Genomic DNA, 24,568 nt, shown 5'->3' on the forward strand with positions numbered 1-24,568 from the left:
GCCCCGTCACGCTTATCTCCCATGACGACCGAAATCCCCCTCGACAACCCCCGGTCCCGTACCGCCGTCCTCACCGCCTCCCCCAAGGGCGCTGCCATCTGCCGTCGCCTGGCGAGGCGTCAACTCTCGGACTGGGGGCTGAACTCCACGCACGCCGAGCCGTTCCACTGCGCGCTGCTGATCGTCGCCGAGCTGGCCGCGAACGCGATCACGCACGGGCGCCTTGCGGGGCGCGGGTTCGAGGTGCACCTCTCGCTCACCACCTCCGTGCGCCGGGGCACCACCCTGCGCATCGAGATCAGCGACCCCCGGGGGGACAGGCTCCCCGTCCTCCCCGCCGTCCACACCCCGAACGCCCAGACCGGCCGCGGCCTCACCCTCGTCGACGCCCTCTGCGACCGTTGGGGCACCATCCCCCGCCACCCCAACTCCAAGACCGTCTGGGTCGAACTCGACCTCGCCGAGGCCACCGACGCCCCCGACGCCCCCGACGCCCCCGACGCCCTCTGAACCCCGCGATACCCCACCGGTCCTCCGAGCCACCCGGAGTGGGAAGTCGGCCCGTCCGACTTCCCACTCCTCCTGTCGGCGCCCTGGGCCCGGACCATCCCAGGTTTGTGGGATGTCCCCAGGCCGACCGCCGCTGCCAGGATGTGGCGCACGGAGCCGAACGCTCCGGCCGGGCTTCGGAGTTCGGGTTCCGCGGGCTGTCGCGGGGCTGCGCCGGAGCACCCGGCCCTCCGGCAGAGAGATCCACACCCATGAAGATCCGTCGACTGGCCGCCACCGCGATCGCCGCGGCAGTGCTGGCCCCCGTGCTCGTCCTGGCCACCGGGACCCAGGCGAACGCCTACCCGCGGCAGCTGTCCAAGCGGGAGCAGTGCGAGGCGGCGTGGAGCGTCAACTACTGGTCCGGCGGCGCGGCCTTCGCCCGCGGCCAGTGGAGGGCCTGCATGGGGGGCTGACCGCCTCCGCGGTCCCTGGCGCCCCGAGCGCCCCAGCACCCCAAGGGGCCACAGGGAAGGGAGTGGGAAGTCGGCCGGTCCGACTTCCCACTCCCTTCTGTGTCGCGCCCGTTCGTGGCAGTACCGGGCCCGGTGCCGCCGCTGGGGCGAACGCGCGCATTCCGCCCGGCGCCCCGTGCCCTCGCCGCCCCCGGTGGCGTTAACCCGGTGACGATCACTCGGAGCGCGAAGGAGACCGCCGTGGAACGACGTCGAATCCGCAACGCCGTCCTGGGAGCGTGCAGCGCGGCGGCGGTCATGGGTGTGCTCGTGCCGGCGCAGCCGGTCCGGGCCGCCGAGGCCTTTCCCCGCCCCGCGCTTCCCCTCGTCACGGACCAGGCGTTCCAGGACGAGGCCCTCCGGACGCACAACCGGTTCCGTGCCGCGCACAGCGCCCCGCCCCTGACGCTCGATCCCGAGCTCGTCGGGTACGCCGAGCAGCGCGTCACCCGCCTGAGCACCGGTCACAAGCTCGACCTGGTGAACGAGGGCCGGGTCAAGGGCGTGGGGGAGAACGTCTGGTGGGGCTGGATCGGATCGGTCGAGCCGGACACCGAGCCGGCCGCTGCACAGGTCGCGGTGGACCGCTGGTACCAGCAGGGCCGCGACTACCGGTACGACCAGCCCGGCTACGACCAGAACCCGGGGACGGGCGGGTTCACCCAGGTGGTGTGGAAGGCCACGACCCGCATCGGCTGTGCCCGGGCCGCCGGCGCGGGGACGGCCGACACCAAGGACGGCCTGGAGTCGTACATCGTGTGTCTGTACAAGGAGCCGGGCAACGTCGACGACCCGGCCGTCTACCGGCAGAACGTGCTGCGGCCGGTGGAGGGCTGACCGCCGCCCGGGCACAGCCCCCCGGCTCGCCGGTCGTCACCGACGGAGATCGGGCTCCTCGTCCGGTCCGGCAGGTGGCCGAAGAGACAGGACCTAGGAGCCAGGGCGGTCGCAGACCGCCGCGGTGCCCTGCGCGGGCGGGCGGGTGGTGCCCCGGAAGCCGCCCGCGCGGAGGATCCCGTCGATCCCGGCGTTGACCGATTCCGCGCAGCGGCGGGCCGCATACAGGTCGAGCAGGGCGCTTCTCAGACCAGCCTGGTCGCGGGCGGTCAGCGCCTGGGCGCAGCCGCGACTGCCGTTGTCCGCCTTGGTGGTCAGCGCGTGCCAGTCGGCCCGTAGGCGCGGGTCGGCGGGCACGCGGAACCAGACCGTCTCGAACCAGGCGGCGCTCCCCCACTGGGTGCAGGCCGGCCGGAGGCGGCGGTCCAGCGCGTCCCAACTGTCCTTGGCGGCCTGGGCCTCCCGGACGGCGGCGGTCAGGCGACTGTCGTACGAGACCGCCATGTCGATGAGATCGTCGCCGCTGAGGCGGTACCAGGCCCGGATCTGCCGCACGCGGGTGAACTCCGACCGCGGCGGGTCCGGGAGCCCCCAGAACTGCACCAGGGAGCGCTGGGACGTGAGCTCGTTGACCATGAAGCCCAGCTGGTACCTCCTGAAGCCGCCGTCCGTCGCGGCGCCCGCGACCGCCACGACGCACAGCAGGATCACCGCGAGGCGGCGTGCGCGCGGTCCACGGGCCCGAGGTTCGCCGGCCCGGGTGTCGGGGCGGTGGGTGGCGCGCGAGGCGGACGGCCGTCGACGGCGGACGGCCGTGACGGCGACAGTGGTGAGCGCGGTGACGGCGGCGGTGAGCCCGGAGAGGACGAGGGCGTTGTTCAGCACGAATGTGAACGGGAACAACGGCCTCCACCAGGCCGGCCGCCAGGCGCAGCTGTCCGAGAGGACGTTGAGCGGGGTGACGCAGCCGTCCACCGAGACGAGGAGCGTCATCGCGGCGGCCCCCAGCACGGTTGCCGTCCCGGCGGCGATCAGGGCGCCCAGCAGCCGGAAGCGCCGGTCGGCGGCGCTCGCCAGGGCGGCGGCCAGGCCTGCGGGCAGGCAGAGCGCCGACAGCAGGAGGCCCGCGTACCGCAGGGCGTAGAGCCCGCCCCGGGCGTCCGGTGCCGGCTGCCCGCTGTGCATCCAGGCCTGGACGCCGACGACGGCCAGGCTCGCCAGTGCTCCACCCAGCAGTCCGGGCAGCATGACCTTGCGCAGCGGTGCCACGGGACCTTCCGGCCGGGGTGCCCGGTCCGGCATCCAACGCGGGGTCCGGCCAGCCGTGCCGGACGCCCAGGCGAGCAGCGGTACGACCCACAGGACGATGACGGCCAGTGAGCCCATCGGCGTGTCGGCGACGTTCGACAGCTGCGGCAGCACCGTGGCGAGGCCGGGAATCCTGGTCAGGTCCCCGGTCGGGGTTTTGGAAGGAAGCCACTGCAGGACGGACTGGGCGACGGACTGGGCGCCCGGAAAGTCCCGGTTCAGCGCCGTGGCTCCGGCGAGCATCCACCAGGTGAGCCACGACGTCATGGCGACGCAGCCGGCGGCCAGGCAGAGCGTGAGCGCGGGGCGCGGGGTCCGGCCTCGTGAGGTGCGGGTCCACAGGTGCGCGCACTGGGTGGTCCACCAGCCGAAGGCCGCTCCCGCCGCCACCGGTACCAGCAGGACCAGCGGCCGCTGCGGTTGCCAGGCCCAGCCCGCGCCCCAGCCGCTGAGGACCAGGCCGGCCGACATGCCGGCGCCCAGCCACCCCCCGGCCCACGCCCCGGAGGGCACCCGGGTTCCGGTCAGGACGGCGTACACCACCGCCCGCCACAGGGCGACGACGATCACGCCGGTCACCAGGGCGCCGGGAACGATGACGAGCAGCGTCATCAGGTTGTTGGTGAAGTTCACGCGGTACGGCGCGATCTGCCGGAGCACCTGCTGCACGGCCAGGACGGGCACGGTGCCGATGAGGAAGAGCGGCAGGACCGAGGTGCGGAACAGCGGGGCGGGATCGACCAGGGCCCCCTGGCGCAGGCCCCACCGTGGATGGGTGCGCCACAGGTCGAGGAAAGCGTCGAGCAGGCGGCGCACCGCGCTCCCGGACGGTGCGGCGCTGACGGACCAGCCGTGCGGGTCCGCGCCCCAGCGCACCGCGGCCAGGTCGGCGTAGATCTCCCGGCTGCGCAGCGCGTCGGAGCGGGCGAGGTACAGCAGTACGACCATGACGACGGCCAGCGCCACGGCCCGGTCCAGCTGTGGCACCCGGCCGTCCGCCGCCACGCCGTAGATCACGTAGCCCAGGCAGAGCACGTACGGCAGCAGCACCAGCGCGAGGAAGACCCGCCACAGGGCGACCGTGAGGTACGTCAGGGTGACGTCCCGGTTGGCGATGTGGGCGAGTTCGTGCAGCAGCACCGCCCGGAACCGCTTCGGATCGCGCCGCCGGACGGCGAGCAGGCCGCCGTGCAGGCAGACGACCGGGCGGCGGGTGCGGCCGAAGACCACCGCGCTGACCGAGGCGGCCGCGGGGTCGACCACCACCCGGGGCGTCGGCGCCACGCCCGTCGCCGTGCACAGTTCGGTGAGCAGGGCGAGGAGTTCGCCGTCCGGATCGACGGCGGCCAGCGGGATGACGCGGCTGCGCCGGGTCTTCCACCGGGGCAGCGCGGCGAAGAGCAGGGCGGCCACCACCAGCAGGAGCAGCGGCCAGGCGGCCACCTGCCACCACGGCGGCGCGGGCGCCCACAGGGACAGACAGAAGCGGGAGGCGGTGACCTGGCCGGAGATGCTGAGCGAGGTCTTCCAGTAGCTGCCGTCAGCCGGGTCCACGCCCGCGGCGAGGCTGCACCCGGACTCGTCCCCGTCGGCCAGGACCCTGACCACTTCGAGGATCATGGCGCCGCCGGCGGTGAGCATCAGGAGCAGCAGGACGACGAACCGGGGGCCCGTGCCCGCGCCGAGAACCCTTTCGTCGATCCGCAGCCGTCCGGGCGGCGCCCCGGTGGCGTTCACCTAGTCCTGCCCGGTGCCGGTGGGGTCGGTGGGAGGCTCCGGTGCCGGTGGGGTGGACGGAGCGGGCGGGTCCAGTGCGCGGGACAGGGCCAGCCGGGCCACGACCGCGTCGGCGATCTCCTCGGCGCGTTCGGGCACGAGACCGCGCTGCTCGCCCGCCGTCAGGACCAGGGCCCGCACCTCGACCAGTTGCTCCCGGGTCAGCGGCTGGAGCTCGGCCGGGGGGCCGGTCGCCGGAACAGCCGCCGCACCAGGCCCGTGGCCCCTCGTGAGGCGCGGTCCACGGTCGTGGCCACCATCCGCTGCGCCACCTCGTCGAGCACCAGCCACACGACGGGCGTCACCAGGGCGGCGACCTCCCCGATCCCGAACCCCAGCGGCTCGCGCCGCCCTCCACCGCGGCTCAGCCGCCGCACCACCGTGGCGTCGTCGAAGCGGCGGAGCCCCTCCACCAGGAACAGTTCCTCCGGTGCGAGGGTCTCCACGACCGATCGCACCACGTCACGCACCAGCACGGTCGGCCGGCCGTCGCCGGTCATGTCGGTTCCGGATCCCACTCGTCCCCCAGACCTTCGAGAATCCTTCCGGCTCGCACGAGATCGGCGCGCCGGATCGTCCACTGTGGCACGGGATGTGACGGTCAGGCAGGTCTTTTCCCGAGCCTGCTCCATCTGCTCACGGAGCCTGCGGACGTCCCGATCGAGCGGGCGCTGCGGAGCCGGGCGTGACGGCCCCAGGTCAACGGGAAGCCGGATCCGCTCCCGTGGTGGCGAACCGGTCGATCTGGTGGCGCGGCAGCGGTGTGCCCTTCACTCGACGGTGGCTGCGCCTCCTGCGCCTCCTGCGCTGACGACCGGCCGCCCTCTGTGCAACCCCTCCGGGCCGACCCTGACGGAAGGTCGGGGAACGACGGCTCCCCGCCCCTGATGTCCGGGGCGGACGGGGCCGGAAGACTCGTCACCGGGCCGGGAAGCACCGGTCCGGACGACGACCATCCTGGAGCCGGACCCGCATGAACGCGCACACGAACCGCACCCGTTGGGCCGTCCTGGCCGCCGCCGGCGCCCTGGCGGCCGCGCTGACGGTCGGGGCGGGCAGCCCGGCCCTCGCCACGACGCCCTCCGTCGGCACCTCGGCGGCGGCGAGCCCGTCCGCACTGCCGCCGCTGGAACCGGCGGCGCTCCGGGCCGCCCTCGCCCAGCGGCCCGCCGCCGACGTCTCCGCCGCGTTCCTGCGGGTCACCGGTTCCGCCGGGAGCTTCGAGGGCGGCTCGGGGGAGAGCGGGATGCGGGTCGACCCGCACGGCCGGTTCCGGATCGGGTCGATCTCCAAGGTCTTCACCACCACCGTCGTCCTCCAGCTCGCCGGCGAGGGCCGGATCGACCTCGACGGCGCCGTCCGGCAGTACCTCCCGGACTTCCCCTACGCGCCGGTCACGGTGGGGCAGTTGCTCAACCACACCAGCGGACTGCCCGGCGGCTCCGACGTGCCCTGGGGTGACGGCACCACCGGCTGGTTCGCCGAGCACCGGTTCGACTCGTTCACCCCCGAGGAGGTCCTCGCCACGATGGCCGGGCAGCCGCTGGGCTTCACGCCCGGAAGCGCCCAGCAGTACAACGGCATGAACACCTTCGTCGCCGGGCTGATCGTGGAGAAGGTCACCGGCCACCGCTACGCCGACGAGCTGCGCGACCGCATCGTCCGCCCGCTCGGCCTGCGCGACACCTCCCTCCCGGACGCCGACGACCCGCGGCTGCGGCACCCCGCGACCCGCCCGTACCTGACCGTCCCCGACGCGGACGGCGGCTCGCGCCGGGTGGACGTGACCGAGCAGAGCCCGTGGCCCTGGGCCGAGGGCGGCATGATCTCCAGCGCCCCCGACCTGGACCGCTTCATGACGGCGCTGTTCCGGGGCCGCCTCCTGGCACCGGCCCAGCAGGAGCTGCTGTTCACGGTCCCGGCGGTGTCCATGGCCGGACACGGCGGCCACTGCCCGGACGGCACGGCCTGCATGAGCACGGGCCTCGAACGACTCACGGCCGGCGGCATCGTGGTCTGGGGCAAGACCGGGTCCCGGCCGGGCTCCACCAGTGGCGTCTTCGCCACCCGGGACCTCGCCCGCGAGGTCGTGTACTCGGTCGACCCGACCGCGCTGAACGGCGCCGAGACCCTGTACCTCCTCGGGCTGCTGACCACCGCGTACGGCCTGGGGTCCAAGGGCTGACGTCCGTTCTCCACCGCTGGGCCGAGGGCGGGTTGGCTCGCACGGGGGAGGCGGACGGGCCGTGCGGTGGACGTGCGGCGGGGGTGGTGTCCGGGACGGTGGAGCCATGCTGATGGACATTCCGGTGGGCGACACCGAACGCCCCGTTCCCCGTTGGGCCCTGCGACTGGCCAAGGCCCTCCCGTTGATCGTGCTGCCGCACTGCCTGTGGCGGCTGCCGTTCGCCTTCGACTTCCGGATGGGCACCGTCGACCCGGCCGCCCCGCCCTACGTCTGGTGGGCCGCCCCGTACGTGATCGGTCTGAGCGTGGTCACCGAGGCGCTGACGCTGCTGACCCTGGGGCTGGTCAGCGGCTGGGGCGAGGTGTTCCCGCGCTGGGTGCCGGTGCTGCGGGGCCGGCGGGTGCCGCCGCTCGCGGCGCTCGTCCCGGCCGTGCTCGGGGGCCTGACCCTGGTGGCCCTCTTCGACGGCATGCCGCTCGCCTGGCTGGGCGTGTTCGCGGACGTCGGCTACAGCAACGGCTGGTGGATGCTCCTGGGCCGGATCTGCACCTCGACGGCGATGTTCTGGGGCCCGATCACCCTCGCCCTCGCCTGGGCCTACCACCACCGCCGCCGGCGGCCGGGCACCGCGTGAGTCCGCCCCCGCCCCGCCCCGCTCCGCCCCGCTCCGCCCCGCGCCGCGCGGGCCACTACGACACCTGAGCGGCCGCCCCGGCCCGTCCGGGCCTCACCACTGCGCCACCCGGTAGTCCTTGAGGAACACCCCCGACACCGGGTCCCCGGCCTCGCCGCGGACGATCGGGTCGTAGACCCGGGCCGCGCCGTCCACGATGTCGAGCGGGGTGCGGAACCCCTGGGCGGCGAGGTGGGCCTTCTTCGGGGCCGGGTTCTCGTCGGTGATCCACCCGGTGTCGACGGCGCACATGTGCACGCCCCGGGGGGCGAGTTCGGCCGCGCTGGTACGGGTGAGCATGTTGAGCGCGGCCTTCGCCATGTTGGTGTGCGGGTGCCGGGCGGTCTTGTTGCGGACGGCGAACCGGCCCTCCACCGCTGTGACGTTGACGATGTAGCGGGCGGGGTGGGGGGAGGCCAGCAGCAGGGGCAGCAGCCGGTCGCAGAGCAGGGCCGGGGCCAGCACGTTGACCAGCTGGGTCTCCAGGACCTCCGCCGGGTCGAGCGAACCGAGCACGGCGGACCAGGAGTTGGCGGGGGCGAGGTCGGGCAGCAGCCCGGACTCGTCGGTGAGGTCCAGCAACGACCCGGCGCCGGAGGAGAGCCGGGCGAGGCCGGCGACCGGCCGGAACCCGGGGGCGTGCTCGATCGCCCGGCGGTCGGCGGCGGGCAGGGCGTCCTGCTCGCCCGCCGCCAGTGGCGCGTACGACTCGGGCGGGCGGCGCAGGGTCTGGGCGGCGTTGTTGACCAGGATGTCGAGCGGGCGCCCGTCGGCGCGCAGCCGGTCGGTCAGGCCGATGACCTGGCGCGGGTCGCGCAGGTCGATGCCGACCACGCTGAGCCGCTCCCACCACTGCCCGCTGCCCTCGGCGGCGCGGAAGCGGCGGACGGTGTCCTGCGGGAACCGGCTGGTGACGATCAGCTCGGCGCCGTCGCGCAGCATCATCAGGGCGAGCTGGAAGCCGATCTTCACCCGCCCGCCGGTGAGCAGCGCCCGGCGCCCGCGCAGGTCGGTCCCCAGGGCACGGCGGGCGGTGTTGTCGGCCGCGCAGTCCGGGCAGAGCATGTGGTAGAAGCCGTCGACCGAGCGGTAGGCCTGCTTGCAGACGTAGCACTTGCGCGGGACCAGCAGCTCGCCGACCGGTCCGTCCGCGGCGGCCAGCGGTGCGTCCTCGCGGCGGGTCCGGCTGCCGGTCGCGGTGGTGGCGAGCAGGTCGGCGTCGGCCTGCCGCACGGCCTGCCGGGCCTCCTGGCGGCGGCGCTTGCGGCTCTCCATGACGAAGGAGCCGAGCTGCCGCTCGGCGTGCAGCCGGGTGCGGTCGTGGGCGGGGAGGGCGCGCAGGCGGCCGAGGGTGCGGCTGAACGCGGCGAGTTCCTCGGCGGTGAGGCCCGCCGCACCGGCGGCGTCGCTCGCCGGATGGATGGTGACCAGCTGGTGATGGTCGTCCCGGACCGTCATGTCCGCCCCCTCGTGCCGTACAGGTGGGAGGGACTGTAGTGGACGGTCCGGGACGATGAGATGCCAATTTCCGTTGGTGGCTGGTGGCTGGTGGCTGGTGGGCGGCGGACGCCGGGTCCGCGGCCGGGGCCGTCGCCGGGGGGCGTGGGCTCAGCCCGCGTACTGGCCGAGGATCTTCGCGAACTCGTACGGCTGCTGCGGGATGTTGGTGCACGTGGACAGCGAGCCGCCGGTGCAGGCGTTGGCGTCCCGGGTGGCGTCCCAGAAGGACACCATCCCGAGGTGGTTCTGCCGGGCGAAAGCCACCAACTGCTGCGCGTCGGCCTGGTTGTAGACCTGGTGGTCGTCGTTCTCGCCGATCATCGGCGTGACGCCGACCATGGCCCACAGCTGGGCGTCGGTCTTCGCCGGGTAGAGGGCCTTGAGCTGGCCGAACAGCGACTGCGCGGCCTGGACGGCGGCGTTGCCGTAGTCGGTCCCGCTCCGGTAGTAGTCCATCGCCATGATGTTGACCACGTCGACGGCCACCCCGGCGTCCCGGGCGGACTTGACGATGGCGACGCCCTCGGCGGTCAGGCCCTCCGGCAGGACGGGCAGGGTGAAGGAGACCTTGAGGCCCGGGTGGGCCTGCTGGAGCTTGGCGAGCGCGGCGGAGCGGCGGTCGTTGGCGGCGGTGTCGGCGATGGCCGCGCCCTCGATGTCGAAGTCGACGTAGCGCAGGTTGTAGGCGTTCACCACGGCGTCGTACTCGGCGAACAGCGAGTCCACCGTGGTGCAGGCGGCGGCGAGTTCGGTGCCGGCGGCGCCGCCGAAGGAGACCTTGACGTCGCCGCCGGCCGCGCGCAGCGCGTCCACCTGGTCCTTGGCCCAGGCGGTGCGCGGGTCGTAGGCGTTGAACCAGCTGGCCTTGCAGCCGACGCCGGTGACGAAGCCCATGGTGTAGCCCTTGAGGCCGCCGGCCTTGGCCAGGTCGGGCATCGAGGGGGTGGGCCAGGCGCCCATGTCGATGTACGGGGCGACCGGGAGCGCGACGTTCGGCGCCGGGGTGGTCGGTCCGCCGGTGGGCGTGCCGGTCGGGGTGCCGGTCGGGCCCGGCGGGGTCGAACTCGGCGGCGGGTTGGTCGGGTTGCCGCCGCCGGGGCCGGTCAGCGCGATGTCGTCGGCGAGGTAGCCGCCCTGGCCGTACCAGCCGTGCAGGTACACGGTGACGCTGGTGGTGGCGGGCCCGGTGGTGAAACTCGTGGACAGCTGCTGCCAGCCGGGGCCGCCGGCGGTCCAGGTGGCCGGGTCGGTGAAGCCGCTGCCGGTCGCGCCGAGGTAGACGTACTGCCCCTGCACCCAGGCACTCAGGGTGTACGTGGTGTCGGGCTGGACGGCGACGCTCTGGCCGCACTGCGCGGTGTCGCTCGCGCCCACCGCCCCCTTGAGTGCGTACGTCCCGTTGTGCGCACCGGAGTTGACCACGCTCCCGGTGCCGGCGGAACAGCTCCAGGGGCTGACCGCGCCGCTCTCCAGGCCGCCGTTGGCGAGCAGGTTGCCGTCGGCGGCGCCGGCGTTCCCGGCGAGGACGGCCAGGCCGCCGGCGGCGAGCGCGGTGGCTGCGGCGAGGCTCAGCAGGGTGGTCCGGCCGGTGGGGCGGCGGTGCGTGGGGGCGTGCAGGGGCGCGCTGGGCATGGGGGTGCCTCTCGGGACGTGGTGGGGCCGCCCGCGCCGCGAGGGGGGAGACACGGGGCGGGCGGCGGCCTGGGGTGCTCCGGGCGTGGGGGAGCGCGGTGCGGGGGAGCGCGGTGCTGAGCATCAAACTGGACTAGACCAGCTGTGCACGTCAAGCACTTCCCGGCCCCGGACGCCTCACCGGGGGCAGGTTTTAGGAACGGTTAAGACGGCGACGGGGCGGGCTTCGAAAGGGACTTGACCTGGAGTGCACTCCAAGGTGAAAGCTGAGGGCATCGAACGCACCACCACGCGAACCACTGCTGCGGCCACCGCCACGGAAGCCGCGAAACCCACGATGGGAGCACCCTCATGCGCAACGCCCCGTTCGGTACCGGCGGCCCCGAGATCGGCGTCATCGGCCTCGGCTGCATGGGCATGACCTGGGCCTACGACATGGGGAGCCGGGACGACGAGAACTCCGTCCGGGTGATCCGGCAGGCGCTGGACCTCGGCGTCGGCCTGATCGACACCGCCGACATGTACGGCCCGTACACCAACGAGGAGGTGGTCGGCGCCGCGCTGGCCGGGCCGTACCGGGAGCGCGCCTTCCTGGCCACCAAGGTGGGCATCGTGCCGGGCGGTGCGGGCCAGCAGGAGCGCAACGGCCGGCCCGAGCACGTGCGCCGCTCGATCGACGAGAGCCTGCGCCGGCTGGGCACCGACCACGTCGACCTCTACCAGCTGCACCGGGTCGACCCGGACGTCCCGATCGAGGAGACCTGGGGCGCGTTCGCCGAGGCCGTCGCGGCCGGCAAGGCCCGGAGCATCGGGCTCTCCGAGCCGACGGTCGAGGAGATCAAGCGGGCGCAGTCCGTGCACCCGGTGGCCTCGGTGCAGTCCGAACTGTCGCTGTGGACCCGGGACGTGCTGGCCGAGGTGCTGCCGTACACCGAGGAGCAGGGCATCGCCTTCCTGCCGTTCTCGCCGCTCGGCCGGGGCTTCCTGACCGGCGGCATCACCTCCTTCGACGAGCTGTCCGCCGACGACTTCCGCCGCCGGCTGCCGCGCTTCCAGCAGGACGCGCTGAAGGCCAACCTGGCGCTGGTCGAGAAGGTCCGGGCGGTCGCCGGACGGACCGGTGCCAGTCCCGCGCAGGTGGCGCTGGCCTGGGTGCTGGCGCAGGGCCGGTACGTCTTCCCGATCCCGGGCACCCGGACGCCGCGCTACCTGGTGGACAACGTGGGCGCGGCCGGGATCGAGCTCTCGGCGGCGGACCTGGCCGAGCTGGACGCGCTCCCGGCCGCGACCGGCGAGCGTTACTGAGGCGGCGCAGCGAGCGCGGGCGGTGCCGCGCCGGGGGTCGGTGGCCCGCCGGGAGCCGGGAGCCGGTGCCGCGCCGGGAGCCGGTGCCGCGCCGGGAGTCAGCGCTCCATCACCCACACCAGCTGCCGTCCGGTCTCGCCCGGAGCCCGGACGGCGGTCTCGGCGACCCGGTCCAGCCGGTAGCCGAGCTTGCGCGGGACGGCCGCGCTGGCGCCGTTCGCCCGGTCGCAGCGGATCTCCACCCGGGTGATCCCGGGCAGTGCCAGCGCGGCCTCGGTCAGTGCCCCGGCCGCGGCGGTGGCGATGCCGCGGCCGACGTGCCCGGTGGCGACCCAGTAGCCGATCTCCAGCGCGCCCGGCCCGATCCGCCCGTGCAGGCCGAAGGCGCCGATCACGCCGCCGGGTTCGGCGTCCAGGCCGGCCAGGTACATGAAGTCGGTGCCGGCCTCCCAGGCGGCCGCGCCGGCCCTGGTCAGCTCGGCGGTCCGGGCCCGGGAGGGGGCCTCGGCCGCCCACTCCATCCAGGGCCGCAGGTGGTCCAGGTTGGCGCGGACGGCCCGGTTCAGCGCGGCCGCGTGGGTGCTGCGGCGGCGCCGCAGCCAGAGGCCGCCGGGCAGCCGCAGCCGTTCCGGCGGCCGCCCGGTGGTCACCGCCGCCACCGGCGGGGCGAGGCCGCAGGACCGCGACTGTGCTTGGCTCATGACGGCGATTATGTCCTTGGCCGGGACCTGTCACCATCCGGTGTCCCCCCGGTGGCGGGCGCGCCCGCCCGCGCCCCGGCGCGTCAGAGCCGGACCATCACCTCGTCGAGCTCCTTGCGCCGCAGGTCCGGCACGCGCGCCCCCTCGGCCGGGTAGCCGACCGGGATCACGTACGCCGCGCGCTCCTCCGCCGGGCGGTCGCACACCTCGTTGAGGAACTTCATCGGACTCGGGGTGTGGGTCAGCGTGGCCAGCCCGGCCTGGTGCAGCGTGGCCAGCAGCAGCCCGACGGCGATCCCCACCGACTCCTTGGTGTAGTACGGGCGCGGCGAGTCGGGGCCCTTGTGCACCTCGAACACCACGATCACGGCCGGCGCGTCCTCCAGGAACGGCTTGCGCCAGTCGGTGCCGATCGGAGCGAGGGCGGCCAGCCACTCCTCCGACGCCCGGTGGCCGTAGAACTCGCGCTCCTCGGTCTCGGCCGCCTCGCGCAGCCGCCGCTTGCGCTCCGGGTCGGTGATCACCACGAACCGCCAGGGCTGGACGTGCGCGCCGCTGGGCGCGGTGCCGGCCGTCCGGATCGCCCACTCGACGACCCCGTCCGGGAGCGGGCGGGTGGAGTAGTCGCGGACGGTCCGGCGCCGGGCCATCACGTCGTGGAAGGACCTGCTGCGGGCCTCGGCCTCGTGGGCGGGCACCGTCATGGGGGCGAGCGGGACGGTCGGGTGGGACGTCCCCGCCACGGCGCTGTCTGTGCTGTCAACCATGGCGGACAGCACAGCACATGACGGCCCCTCCGGGAAGAGGTACAGACCGATAGGTACAGACCGGAAGGTAGAGACCAATCGCCGGGTCGGTGCCGGCTCAGAGCTCGTGCACCCGCCCGTCCCGGACCTCGATCCGGCGGTTCACCGACACCGTGTCCAGCATCCGCCGGTCGTGGGTGACCAGCAGCAGGGTGCCGGTGTACGAGCCGAGCGCGGACTCCAGCTGCTCGATCGCCGGCAGGTCCAGGTGGTTGGTGGGCTCGTCCAGCACCAGCAGGTTGACCCCGCGGGCCTGTAGCAGCGCCAGCGCGGCCCGGGTGCGCTCGCCGGGGGAGAGGGTGGCGGCCTGACGCAGCACGTGCACCGCCTTGAGGCCGAACTTGGCCAGCAGCGTGCGCACGTCCTCCGGCGCGAGTTCCGGCACGGCGGCCGCGAAGGCCTCCAGCAGCGGCTCACCGCCCAGGAACAGGCCGCGCGCCTGGTCCACCTCGCCGACCACCACGCCGGAGCCCAGCGAGGCGCTCCCGCCGTCCAGCTCCAGCCGGCCGAGCAGGGCGGCCAGCAGGGTGGACTTGCCCGCGCCGTTGGCGCCGGTGATGGCGATCCGGTCGGCCCAGTCGATCTGCAGGTCCACCGGGCCGAAGGCGAAGTCCCCGCGTCGCACGCTCGCCCCGCGCAGGGTGGCGACCACCGAGCCGGAGCGCGGCGCGGTGGCGATCTCCATCCGCAGCTCCCACTCCTTGCGGGGCTCGTCGACCACGTCCAGCCGCTCGATCATCCGCTGGGTCTGCCGGGCCTTGGCGGCCTGCTTCTCGGTGGACTCGGTGCGCATCGCGCGCCCGATCTTGTCGTTGTCGGAGGACTTGCGGCGGGCGTTGCGCACGCCGTTCTCCATCCAGCCGCGCTGCATCCGCGCCCGGGCCTCCAGCCCGGCCTTGGTGTCGGCGTACTCGTCGTACTCCTCGCGGGCGTGCCGACGGGCCACCGCCCGCTCCTCCAGGTACGCCTCGTAGCCGCCGCCGTACAGGTTGACCTGCTGCTGGTGCAGGTCCAGCTCCAGCACCTTGGTCACGGTGCGGGCCAGGAACTCGCGGTCGTGGCTGATCAGCACGGTGCCCGTGCGCAGGCCCTTGACGAAGGCCTCCAGGCGCTCCAGACCGTCCAGGTCGAGGTCGTTGGTGGGCTCGTCGAGCAGGAAGACGTCGTAGCGGGAGAGCAGCAGCGAGGCGAGGCCGGCCCGGGCGGCCTGGCCGCCGGACAGGGCGGTCATCGGCAGGTCCAGCGAGACCTTCAGCCCGAGCGAGTCGGCGACCTCCTCGGCGCGCTCCTCCAGGTCGGCGCCGCCGAGGTCCAGCCAGCGCTCCAGGCCGACGGCGTACGCGTCGTCGGCGCCCGCCCGGCCCTCGACCAGGCCCTCGGTGGCCTCGTCCAGCGCGGCCTGCGCGGCCGCCACCCCGGTGCGGCGGGCCAGGAAGTCGCGCACCGACTCTCCCCCGCGCCGCTCCGGCTCCTGCGGCAGGTGGCCGACGTTGGCGCTCGCCGGGCTCAGCCGCAGCGAGCCGCCCTCGGGGGCGTCCAGGCCGGCCAGCAGCCGCAGCAGGGTCGACTTGCCGGCACCGTTCACGCCGACCAGGCCGATCACGTCGCCGGGGGCGACGACCAGGTCCAGGCCGGAGAAGAGGGTGCGTTCGCCGTGGCCGGCGCTGAGGTCCTTGACTACGAGTGTCGCGCTCATGATGGGGCCGATTGTAGGAGGAGCGGCCCGTGCGACGGAAAAAGCGGGGGCCGCGGCAGTCCTGCCGCGGCCCCCTGAGTCACCCGGCCCTGATCACCGGGCCTTGATCACTTGGCTTTCTTCGAGAAGTACTCGAACATGTGCTGGGCCACGTCCTCCAGGTACGGACCGGCCTCGTAGGTGTTCGCGCCGTTGCCGATGGAGGTGTCGCTGACCAGCGCCGGCTTGCCGTCCTTGGTCGCGTACCAGCCGCCGCCGCTGCTGCCGCCGGTCATGTTGCAGCCGATCAGCAGCATCGCCGGGCGGCTCGGGTCGCCGGTCTTCTTGGACGGCTTGCCGCCGTCGCAGTGCTCCAGCTCCACGCCGTCGAAGGGCTTGCCCTCGGGGAAGCCGTAGTTGCTGACGGCGCCGACCTGGTCACGCGGGGCGTTGAACCAGAGCGGGACGGAACCGCCGACGGTCTCCTCCAGCGACTTGCCGCCCGGGTTGGGGTTGGAGACCTTGATGATGCCGAAGTCGTACTGGCTCCACGGGCCGCCCTTCTCCGGGTCGGCCTCGCCGGCCCACTGCGGCGAGACCATGCCGGAGGTGGCGGTCCACTCGCCGTACGGCTCGGCGTCCTCCAGCTTGGCCTGCTTGTTGCCGTTGCTCAGCACGCCGTTGCTGTTGAAGGCCGGGGCGAAGGTGATGTCGGTGTAGTACTTGTTGCCCTTGCCGCCGTGCAGGCAGTGGCTGGCGGTCCACACCAGGTTGCTCTTGCCCGGGTTGGCCGGGTCGGAGACGACGGTGCCGGAGCACACGTAGTCCTCGTTGCCGTCCTTGAAGAAGATCTTGCCGTTGACGTGCATGTTCTTCGGGAACGGGTGCGCCACGGGCTTGGCCGGGACCACAGCGGGCAGCTGGTCCGCGCCGCCGCCCGGCTGGGCCGCGGTGGGCTGGGCGGCGGTGGGCGCGCTGGTGGCCGACGCGGCGCCGGTGGGCTGCGCGGGCGGCTGGGTCCCCTCCGGGGCGGGCTGGGGCAGCGGCTTCGGCTTGGCCTCCAGCAGCTTCTGCAGGGTCCAGTAGCCCTTGACCGCCGGGGTGATCACGTTCGCCTGGGCCCACTTGTCCCAGTCCTCCAGCTTCCAGGTCTTCAGCTCTTCGAGCGTCGGAAGCTTGATCGGCGCCGCGCCCGGGGTGCCGGCGGCGCTGGCCGCGACGCTGGGAGCCGCGGTCACGGCCGGATCGGCGTTGTCGGGGCCGCACGCGGTGGCGACCACCATGGTCAGCGCGGCGACGGAAGCGCCCAGGACGGCACGGCCCGGCCGGGATATCGGTGACATGAGTTCAAATCCCCCTGTTGACTACCGCCATGCGACCCGATCCCCGGGTGCGGCCCGCTTCGGCCGCCGGCATGGCAGGTGAGGAGTCTGCCATGCGGCCGGGGGACTCCTGACATCCGCCCCTGACCGGGACGGGGACGGCACCGGATCGGCACCGGATCGGCACCGGGCCCCCGCCGGGTCCCCGTCGGACCTTCGTCGGGGCCGGGTCCCCGCCGCGACCTCCGTCGGGGCCGGGTCCCCGCCGCGACCTTCGTCGGGGGTGCGTCCCCGCCGCGGCCTCGGGGCCGGTAAATCGGTTGCGGGTGGCGTACGGGCTGCCTAACGTGGTCCGGGTCATCAGCCAGACAAGGAGAAGGCCGTTGCTCTACTGAGGTCCCGGGACACCGCCCCCGCCGCGCAGGCCCTGCTGCCGTTGCGCGGTGCGCGAGTGTGCGACCTCAGTCACGGCCCGTGGCGCTCCTCTTCGTGACGCCACCCCTTCGTTCTCCTCCGGCCGTCCCCGGTTCCGCACCCGCGGTGTCTCCCCGTGTTGCTCACCACCCCTTCGGCAACCACCCCGGGAGGCCTGTATGGCACACCAACCCACCACCACCGCCGTCCTCTGCACCGAGCTCTCGTTCGAGTGGCCCGACGGCAAGCCCGTCCTGGACGGCTTCCAGCTCGCCGTCGGCCCCGGCCGCACCGGCCTGATCGGTCTCAACGGCGCCGGCAAGTCCACCCTGATGCGGCTGATCGCCGGCGAGCTCACCCCCACCGGCGGCACCGTCCGGGTCGACGGCGAACTCGGCTACCTGCCACAGGGACTGACGCTCGACACCACATTGCGGGTGGACGAGGCGCTCGGCGTCCGCGGCGCCCGCGAGGCCCTGCACGCCATCGAGTCCGGCGACACCGACCAGCGCCACTTCGACGTGATCGGCGACGACTGGGACGTCGAGGAGCGCGCCCGCGCCACCCTCGACCGGCTCGGCCTCCACCGCCTCGGCCTCGACCGCACCACCGGCGAACTCTCCGGCGGCGAGGTGGTGCTGCTGCGGCTGGCCGCCCTGCTGATGGCCCGCCCCGACGTCCTGCTGCTCGACGAGCCCACCAACAACCTCGACCGGGCCGCCCGCGAGCGGCTCTACGAGACGGTGGCCGGCTGGAACGGCGTGATGCTGATCGTCAGCCACGACCGCGAACTGCTCCGGCACGTCGACCGGATCGCCGACCTTCGGGACGGCGAAGTCACCTGGTACGGCGGCGACTTCGACGACTACGAACGCACCCTCGCGGCCCAGCAGGAGACGGCCGAGCGGCTGCTGCGCAACGCCGAGGCCGACGTCCAGCGCCAGAAGCGGGACTTGGCCGAGGCCCGCGTCCGGCTGGACCGCAGCGCCGCGTACGGCAAAAAGCGCTCGGTCACCCGCAACGACCCGCACATCTTCGCCGGGATGCTCAAGCGCAAGGGCCAGGAGACGGCCGGCCGCCTCCAGGGCATGCACACCGAGCGACTGGAGGAGGCCAGGGCGCGGCTCGGCGTGGCCGAGGAGGCGGTGCGGGACGACGCCGAGATCCGGATCGACCTGCCGCGCACCGCCGTCCCGGCCGGCCGTACCGTGCTCACCCTGGACAAGGTCCGGCTGCCCTACGGCGCCACCGCCGACCTCGACCTGCGCGGGCCCGAGCGGATCGCCCTGGTCGGCCGCAACGGCGCCGGCAAGTCCACCCTGCTGCGCACCATCGCGGGCGAACTCGCCCCGCTGGCGGGGGAGGTCATCACCCCGGTGCCGCTGCGGTACCTCCCGCAGCGGCTCGACCTGCTGGACGACGAGCGCTCGGTCGTGGAGAACGTCAAGCTGTTCGCCCCCGGCACCGGGGACAACGCGGTCCGCGCCCGGCTCGCCCGCTTCCTGTTCCGCGGGGCCCGGGCCGACCGGCCCGCCGCCACCCTCTCGGGCGGCGAGCGCTTCCGCGCGACACTGGCCGCCCTGCTGCTGGCCGACCCGCCGCCGCAGTTGCTGCTGCTCGACGAGCCGACCAACAACCTGGACCTCGCCAGCGTCCGCCAGCTCACCCAGGCGCTGGCCGCCTACCGGGGGGCGCTGATCGTGGCCAGCCACGACCTGCCGTTCCTGCGCGGCCTGGGGCTCACCCGGTGGCTGGAGCTGGACGGCGAACTGCGGGCGGTGGAGCCGATGTAGCGCCTGGCGTCGCTGCCGTGCCTGCCGTTGTTACTCCCGGTCGCCCTGGGCGCTCTGGTCGGCCCGGTTGCCCTGGGCGTCCTGCCGGCCCTGGGTGTCCTGTCGGCCCCGGGCGTCCTGTCGGCCCCGGGCGTCCTCGACGAGCATCCGGCGGGCCGTGCTCAGGGCCGAGTCCCTGAGCACGGCCAGCTCGTCCGGGGTGAACACCGGGGTGCGGACGTTCGGCGGGATGCCCGGTCCGTCGAAGGTGCCGCCGTTCCGGGTGAGGTACTTCTCGTTCGGCAGGCCGACCATCAGGTCCGGCGAGAGCTTCTTGATCATCACGTCGGAGAAGACGCCCTGGGTGTTCTCGCCGACCCGCAGCACCTTGGGGGAGCGGCCCATCATGGCCTGGGTGAAGGTCTCCGCCGCACTGGTGGAGATCGAGGAGGTGAGCACCGCCACCGGGCCGTTGAAGCGCGTGCCCGCCGAGGGGTGCACGGTGACCGGCTCGGGCCGGGTGAACTTCGCCGGGTCGGCCGGGTCGTTGCGCGCCACCTTCCGGTAGGCGACGTAGGGGCGGTCGGTGAGCCGGGCGGCGATGTGCAGCCCGAGCGCGTCCGAGCCGCCGCCGTTCAGCCGCACGTCGACGACCAGTCCGGCCGGGCGGTCCGGGCCGGCCAGCAGGGCGTCCAGCGCGCGGTCCAGCTCGTCGAGCTGGCTCTGGTGGCCGCCCGCGGCGTACCTGCCGAAGCTGCTCACCCGGAGGTAGCCGATGCCGTCGGGGAGCCGGCCCACGCCGAGCCGGCCGTTGGCGAAAGGCTGCTCCGGACCGGTGAGCCGGGCGGCCGAGGCCTGCCGGGCGCGGGCGGTCAGCTCCTCGGTCTCCTCGGTCGACCCGGGCCGCTGCCCGCCGAAGACCAACTCGGGGTGCCCGTCGACCACCCGGGCCAGTGAGGTGTGGGCGTCGCCGAGCGGGCGGAGCATGTCCACGAGGACGGCCTGCAACTGGTCGACGGTCGTCGTCGGGGTGATCGTGCGCCGCTTCTCGTCCCGGACGGCGTGCCAGTCGATGCCCTTGGCGGCGAAGAAGGGGTAGTTCTCCTCGAAGTTCTCCCAGAACCGGTCGAAGACCGCGGGCGGGTCGTTCGCAGCCGGCGTGGCGCACAGCGGCGGCAGGGCGTCCAGACGGTTGAGCGTCTTGCTGCCGACCCCGCCCTCCTCGTGCTCCACCGCTCGGTTCCGGCCCCGGGGGGTGAGCGTCAGGGCGTTGTCGCCCATGCCGTAGCGGGTGGTGCCGTCCGGTCCGGGTGCCGCGGTCCGCGTCCCGGTGATCCACCCCGGCACGCAGCTGTGCGCCGTCACGTCGTAGGTGGTGAGCCGGTCCCCGGAGACCGCGACCAGCAGGCCGTAGCCCTCCGTCCGCCAGACCCCGTCCAGCGGGTTCGCCCGCCCTTCCTGGGCCGCGGCCGCCCCCGGCGCCGCCAACCCCACCGCCGCCGCGAGCGCCACCGCCGCGGCCGCCGCCCTGCCCGTGCTCCTGCGTGTCATCTCCGGCCTCCGCCGAACCCCGGTCTCCCCCGCGGAACCCCTCCGCCACCGCTCCCGGCCGACGCTAGGGCGGGCCCCACCGTCGGGGCGTCATCCGGCGAGCCGCACCCGCTTCCTCCTGCGGGCCCATCCGCTTCCTCCTCAGGGCCCATCCGGGGCAGGGAGGAATGGTCCCCGGTGGTCTCGACAGCGGACCGGTGCGCCGTCGGGCAGGAGTTCGCCGAGGCTGAAGGTCTCCGTGGCTGAAGGTCGCCGAGGCTGAAGGTCTCTGCGGCGGACGGGCGTCAGGCCTGCGGCGCGGGCCGCAGCCGGCCCGCGATCCGGGTCCCGAGCCGGTCCAGTCCGACGACGAGGGCGGCGAGCACCACGAACTCGACGGTCAGCAGGGCGATCTGGCCCCAGACGTAGCCGTAGCCCTTGGTGGTCGGGTCGAAGAAGAAGTAGGGGTAGGGCATCGGGTAGTCGTCGAACAGCGCGTTGCGGGCGAGCACGATCGCCGCGTAGCCGAGCGGGAAGCCCAGCCAGAGCGGTATGTCCTTCCAGGCCGCGGCGTTGCGGGGCTTGAGCACCAGCCAGTCGACGATCACCATGACCGGCGTCACGTAGTGCAGGAAGAACGACGACCAGTGCGCCAGCCTGTCCGGCCCGCTCACCAGCCCGGGCAGCGGGTTGGCGCCGTGTTCGAGCAGGATGTGCGAGACCAGCCCGGTGATCAGGATGTACAGCGTGGCGGCGCCGCGCAGCCGGGGCGCGGGCGCGTCCACGGTGCCGCGCTTGAGCATCCAGTACACCGCGCCGATGAAGTAGCCGAACACGATCACGTTGCTCTGCACGGTGAAGTAGACCAGCGGCGCGGTTCCGAGGATCAGGCCGAGGCCCGCCGAGAGCACGATGCCCATGCGCCACCACAGCGCGGGCCGGGTCCGGACAGTCATGCGGCCACCAGTTCGTTCCAGGCGATACGGGAGGTATCGGAGGTTTTCGGGGGAAAGCCGCACTCTACTCGCTGGTGACGATCGGGTGGAATCCACGTTCGATTTGCGCGGCGCCGAGGAAGCCGTTTGAGCGGGTGTCAGCCCGGCAGCACGAAGCCCGACTCGTACGCCGCGATGACCGCCTGGGTGCGGTCCCGGGCGCCCAGCTTGGCCAGCACGCTGCCGACGTGCGTCTTCACCGTCTCCGGGCTCACCACCAGTTGCCGCGCGATCTCGCCGTTGCTGAGCCCGGTGCACATCAGTCGCAACACCTGGCCCTCCCGCTCGGTCAGCCGCCGGATCGGCCCCCGGCCCGCCCGGTCCGCCCGCTCGGCCTCCCGGCGCCGGTCCGCGCCGTGGCGCAGCGCGAGTTCGCGGACGGCCGCCGGGAACAGCAGCGAGTCGCCGCGCGCGACCAGCCGCACCGCCTGCACCATCTCCTCCGCCCGGGCCCGCTTCAGGAGGAACCCGGCGGCGCCCGCGCGCAGCGCGTCGTACACGTGGTCGTCGTGCTCGAAGGTGGTGACGACCAGGATGCGCGGCGGCGCGGCCATCCCGTTGACGAGCTGTTCGGTGGCCCGGATGCCGTCGATGCCGGGCATCCGGACGTCCATCAGCACCACGTCGGGGCGCAGTTCGCGCACCAGCGGGACGACCTCGGCGCCGTCGGCGGCCTCGCCGACCACGGTGAGGCCCGGTTCGCTGTCGATCACCACCCGCAGGCCCAGGCGGACCAGCCGCTCGTCGTCCGCGATCACCACCCGGATGCTGTCCGCGGCCCGGCCCACGCCTTCGTCCGCGCCTTCGTGCTCGTTCACGTCGTCCCTCCCACCGGCAGCCAGACGGCCAGCCTCCACGTCGTTCCGTCCTCGCCGGGCCCCGCCGTGCTGCCGCCGTGCAGGGCCGCCGCCCGTTCCGCGATCCCGCGCAGTCCGCGTCCGCCGCCGGGGCGGCTCGGCCGGGCGGGGCCGAGCGGGTTGGTCAGCTCGATCTCCAGCCGGTCGCCGGCCAGCCCGACCCGGAGCCCGGCCGGCGCGGGCCCGGCGTGCCGCAGCACATTGGTCAGGCCCTCCTGCACGATCCGGTACGCCTCGCGGGAGACCGCCGCGGGCAGGTCGCCCAGCCCGGGCGCCAGCTCGGCGTCCACCGCGACCCCGGCCCGGCCGAGCTGGCGCAGCAGGTCGTCGAGCCCGCCGAGGGTGGGCCCGGACGGCTCGGCGGCCTCCGGGTCCTCCTCGCGCAACAGCCCGAGGACGGCGTCGAGTTCGGCGACGGCGCCCCGGGCGGTCTCCTCGATCGCCGCGAGCGCCTCGGCGGCGAAGTCCGGGTTGCTGCGCAGCACCCGGGCGGCGGCCGAGGCCTGGATGCCGACGGCGCTGAGCGCGTGCCCGACCGAGTCGTGCAGCTCGCGGGCCAGCCGGTTGCGCTGGGCGAGTACGGTGGCCCGGCGCTCGGCGGCGGCCACCCGCTCCTCGGGGGTCGGGCCGAGCAGGACGGGCGCCCAGCGGGCGAGCAGCGCCCCGCAGGCGGCGTTGGTGCCGACGATCAGCAGCAGCACGCCGAGGCCGAGGGCCGGGCCGGTGACCAGCCAGCCGGGGAAGTGCCGCTCCCACATCCGGACGAACTCCCTGGTCCCCGCGAAGCCGAGGACCAGGACCACCGCGAAGGGGGTGCCGGCCAGCGTCATCCCGGCGACCACCCCGCCGAACAGGACGTGCAGCACGTACCAGAGCGCGGTGCGTCGGCGGGCGGTCCAGGAGCGGGCCGGTCCGGTGGCGAGGTCCTCCGGCCGGGCCACCGCGCACAGCGCCCGCGCGGCCGCGCCCTCCAGGCCCCGCACCGTCGGCACCAGCGCGGTGACCGCGGCCATCGGCAGCGAGGTGAGCAACGACAGGACGTACATCAGCAGTTGGCGGGCGGGTGACTGGTCCGGGTCGAGCGCCCCGTACAGCACCACCGACAGCATCCAGTACGGCATCAGCAGCGCGCCGCCCAGCACCAGGTGCACCCAGCGCAGGCGGGCCCGACGCCCCAGCGCGGCCCCCGCCGCACGCCGCAACCGGCGGCCCACCCCCGTGATCACCCGCGCGACTCTACGGCAGCGGCGCGCCGGCGGGCGCCCCATTCGGTCAACGCCGTCGCCCCGACCGCCAGGACCAGCACCGAGGCCACCACCTGGGCGCTCTGCACCAGGGGTGTCAGCCCTGGCACCGCCGTCCGCAGTTCGGTCACCCGGGTCGTCGTCACCCCGAAGGCCACCAGCTGCCAGCCGCCCCAGCCGAACAGCGAGCCGGCCGCCGTCCACACCACCAGCAGCGGCCCGAGCACCCGGCGCCCCGGCCGGATCCGGAAGACCAGGACCAGCAGCGCCGCCGCCGCGGCCACCGCCATCACCGCGGCCACCCCGTCCATCACCGCCACGCCCCGGCTCCGGGCCTCGGCCATGTCCCGCGGAAGTCCGGCGGTGCCGCCGAGTGCCCAGTAGGCGCGGACCGCCGCGACGCCCGCGGCGAGCAGCGCGGCGACGCAGGCGAGGACGCGCTGCACGGTCAGGGTGGGGGAGCCGGGCAGGTCGCAGATCCGCTCCCGCAGCAGCCCGGCCCAGCGCTGCCGGGCGTACAGGGCGAAGGCGGTGAGCAGGGCGAGGCCCTGGACGGCGAAGCCGCCGTACACGACGAGGAAGACCCAGTCGCCGATGCCCTTGTCGTCCGGGTCGCCGTGCTCCGGCCCGAGCACCAGGACGCTCAGCAGGTACAGCGGCAATGCGATCAGGATCGTGCCGAGCAGCCCGGTCGCCACCCACATCGGGAACGCCACCAGTCCGGCCGGCGCCCGCCGCCCCCACGGCCGGGCGAACGCCAGCGCCAGCGCCACGGCGATCGCGTCCATGCCGAAGGTCAGCAGGTTCACCAGCCACAGCCGGTCCATCTCACCGGGGGCGTCCGACCCCACCGGGTGCCCGGTCAGCCAGAGCAGCTTCAGCGTCAGGTACGGCCCGGTCGCCGCCACCGCCGTCCACGCCGCCCCGGTCCGCACCGCGTGCTCGTTGATCCTCATGCCCCCACCGTCCCGCCGGGCCCCGCCCCGGGGCCTCCGCCCACGGTGCGATCCCGCTCCCCCCGGCGGGGGA

Annotated in this window: 21 protein-coding genes; 7 read left to right on the forward strand and 14 right to left on the reverse strand. The window is 74.2% G+C overall.

Going from position 1 to position 24,568, the window contains the following annotated elements; genetic code table 11:
* The first annotated feature begins 21 nt into the window (after positions 1-21).
* The 3 genes from ACZ6EM_RS27550 (at position 22) to ACZ6EM_RS27560 (ending at position 1,841) form a co-directional block, all read left to right on the forward strand.
* Positions 22-510 carry an ATP-binding protein gene (locus ACZ6EM_RS27550; RefSeq protein WP_465773461.1) on the forward strand — a complete coding sequence of 163 codons (489 nt, stop codon included), beginning with the start codon at positions 22-24 and terminating at the stop codon, positions 508-510.
* 251 nt (positions 511-761) lie between these two features.
* The gene (locus ACZ6EM_RS27555; RefSeq protein WP_452177232.1) at positions 762-965 is read left to right on the forward strand and encodes a hypothetical protein; all 204 of its coding nucleotides are present in this window, start codon (positions 762-764) and stop codon (positions 963-965) included.
* A 240-nt stretch (positions 966-1,205) separates the two neighbouring features.
* Positions 1,206-1,841: a CAP family protein gene (locus ACZ6EM_RS27560; protein WP_465773462.1), complete on the forward strand. Its 636-nt coding sequence runs from the start codon at positions 1,206-1,208 to the stop codon at positions 1,839-1,841.
* A 93-nt stretch (positions 1,842-1,934) separates the two neighbouring features.
* Here the strand turns inward: ACZ6EM_RS27560 and ACZ6EM_RS27565 are convergent, their stop codons facing one another.
* Genes ACZ6EM_RS27565 through ACZ6EM_RS27575 form a run of 3 tightly spaced genes read right to left on the reverse strand, consistent with a single transcriptional unit; the run spans position 1,935 to position 5,425 of the window.
* Positions 1,935-4,886, reverse strand: coding sequence for a M48 family metalloprotease (locus tag ACZ6EM_RS27565; protein ID WP_465773463.1), 2,952 nt, complete (start codon positions 4,884-4,886; stop codon positions 1,935-1,937).
* On the reverse strand, positions 4,887-5,066 hold the full coding sequence (locus ACZ6EM_RS27570; protein WP_465773464.1) for a hypothetical protein: 180 nt from the start codon (positions 5,064-5,066) through the stop codon (positions 4,887-4,889).
* Between the two features lie 20 nt (positions 5,067-5,086).
* The gene (locus ACZ6EM_RS27575) at positions 5,087-5,425 is read right to left on the reverse strand and encodes a hypothetical protein (RefSeq protein WP_465773465.1); all 339 of its coding nucleotides are present in this window, start codon (positions 5,423-5,425) and stop codon (positions 5,087-5,089) included.
* A 473-nt stretch (positions 5,426-5,898) separates the two neighbouring features.
* On the opposite strand from ACZ6EM_RS27575, the gene ACZ6EM_RS27580 reads away from it, so the two are divergent.
* Positions 5,899-7,110 (forward strand): serine hydrolase domain-containing protein, encoded by a 1,212-nt coding sequence (locus ACZ6EM_RS27580; protein WP_465773466.1) that lies wholly within the window; start codon positions 5,899-5,901, stop codon positions 7,108-7,110.
* Between the two features lie 112 nt (positions 7,111-7,222).
* Entirely contained in the window at positions 7,223-7,747 is a 525-nt protein-coding gene (locus tag ACZ6EM_RS27585) for a hypothetical protein (protein WP_401054910.1), read from the forward strand.
* Between the two features lie 93 nt (positions 7,748-7,840).
* Here ACZ6EM_RS27585 and ACZ6EM_RS27590 read toward each other — a convergent pair whose 3' ends face one another.
* Both ACZ6EM_RS27590 and ACZ6EM_RS27595 read right to left on the reverse strand, forming a co-directional pair.
* Complete coding sequence (locus tag ACZ6EM_RS27590) at positions 7,841-9,244, reverse strand: SDR family oxidoreductase (RefSeq protein ID WP_465773467.1); 1,404 nt, start codon at positions 9,242-9,244, stop codon at positions 7,841-7,843.
* A gap of 150 nt (positions 9,245-9,394) precedes the next feature.
* The gene (locus ACZ6EM_RS27595; protein ID WP_465773468.1) at positions 9,395-10,918 is read right to left on the reverse strand and encodes a carbohydrate binding domain-containing protein; all 1,524 of its coding nucleotides are present in this window, start codon (positions 10,916-10,918) and stop codon (positions 9,395-9,397) included.
* A 351-nt stretch (positions 10,919-11,269) separates the two neighbouring features.
* Here ACZ6EM_RS27595 and ACZ6EM_RS27600 point away from each other — a divergent pair, with 351 nt between their 5' ends.
* Complete coding sequence (locus ACZ6EM_RS27600) at positions 11,270-12,223, forward strand: aldo/keto reductase (RefSeq protein ID WP_401051442.1); 954 nt, start codon at positions 11,270-11,272, stop codon at positions 12,221-12,223.
* 98 nt (positions 12,224-12,321) lie between these two features.
* Here the strand turns inward: ACZ6EM_RS27600 and ACZ6EM_RS27605 are convergent, their stop codons facing one another.
* The 4 genes from ACZ6EM_RS27605 to ACZ6EM_RS27620 form a co-directional block, all read right to left on the reverse strand.
* Positions 12,322-12,924, reverse strand: coding sequence for a GNAT family N-acetyltransferase (locus tag ACZ6EM_RS27605; RefSeq protein ID WP_380538722.1), 603 nt, complete (start codon positions 12,922-12,924; stop codon positions 12,322-12,324).
* An 83-nt stretch (positions 12,925-13,007) separates the two neighbouring features.
* Positions 13,008-13,691 carry a nitroreductase family protein gene (locus tag ACZ6EM_RS27610; protein ID WP_359900059.1) on the reverse strand — a complete coding sequence of 228 codons (684 nt, stop codon included), beginning with the start codon at positions 13,689-13,691 and terminating at the stop codon, positions 13,008-13,010.
* Between the two features lie 97 nt (positions 13,692-13,788).
* Positions 13,789-15,426: an ABC-F family ATP-binding cassette domain-containing protein gene (locus tag ACZ6EM_RS27615; protein ID WP_465773469.1), complete on the reverse strand. Its 1,638-nt coding sequence runs from the start codon at positions 15,424-15,426 to the stop codon at positions 13,789-13,791.
* Between the two features lie 107 nt (positions 15,427-15,533).
* Positions 15,534-16,748, reverse strand: a complete 1,215-nt coding sequence (locus ACZ6EM_RS27620; RefSeq protein WP_465773470.1) for a trypsin-like serine peptidase — start codon at positions 16,746-16,748, stop codon at positions 15,534-15,536.
* 572 nt (positions 16,749-17,320) lie between these two features.
* Here ACZ6EM_RS27620 and ACZ6EM_RS27625 point away from each other — a divergent pair.
* Complete coding sequence (locus ACZ6EM_RS27625) at positions 17,321-18,934, forward strand: ABC-F family ATP-binding cassette domain-containing protein (protein WP_452177224.1); 1,614 nt, start codon at positions 17,321-17,323, stop codon at positions 18,932-18,934.
* Between the two features lie 30 nt (positions 18,935-18,964).
* On the opposite strand, the gene ACZ6EM_RS27630 is transcribed toward ACZ6EM_RS27625, so the two are convergent.
* The 5 genes from ACZ6EM_RS27630 to ACZ6EM_RS27650 all read right to left on the reverse strand — a co-directional run bounded on the left by ACZ6EM_RS27630 (position 18,965) and on the right by ACZ6EM_RS27650 (position 24,495).
* Positions 18,965-20,464: a S41 family peptidase gene (locus tag ACZ6EM_RS27630; protein ID WP_465773471.1), complete on the reverse strand. Its 1,500-nt coding sequence runs from the start codon at positions 20,462-20,464 to the stop codon at positions 18,965-18,967.
* A 284-nt stretch (positions 20,465-20,748) separates the two neighbouring features.
* Complete coding sequence (locus ACZ6EM_RS27635) at positions 20,749-21,399, reverse strand: Pr6Pr family membrane protein (RefSeq protein WP_465773472.1); 651 nt, start codon at positions 21,397-21,399, stop codon at positions 20,749-20,751.
* A 137-nt stretch (positions 21,400-21,536) separates the two neighbouring features.
* Positions 21,537-22,256: a response regulator transcription factor gene (locus tag ACZ6EM_RS27640; RefSeq protein WP_465773473.1), complete on the reverse strand. Its 720-nt coding sequence runs from the start codon at positions 22,254-22,256 to the stop codon at positions 21,537-21,539.
* Positions 22,253-23,521, reverse strand: a complete 1,269-nt coding sequence (locus ACZ6EM_RS27645; protein ID WP_465773474.1) for a sensor histidine kinase — start codon at positions 23,519-23,521, stop codon at positions 22,253-22,255. The genes ACZ6EM_RS27640 and ACZ6EM_RS27645 overlap by 4 nt, the downstream gene beginning before the upstream one ends.
* Positions 23,518-24,495 (reverse strand): hypothetical protein, encoded by a 978-nt coding sequence (locus tag ACZ6EM_RS27650; RefSeq protein ID WP_465773475.1) that lies wholly within the window; start codon positions 24,493-24,495, stop codon positions 23,518-23,520. Before ACZ6EM_RS27650 ends, ACZ6EM_RS27645 begins: the two co-directional genes overlap by 4 nt.
* Between the last annotated feature and the right edge of the window lie 73 nt (positions 24,496-24,568).

It is taken from the genome of Kitasatospora sp. NPDC041917 (assembly GCF_055589745.1).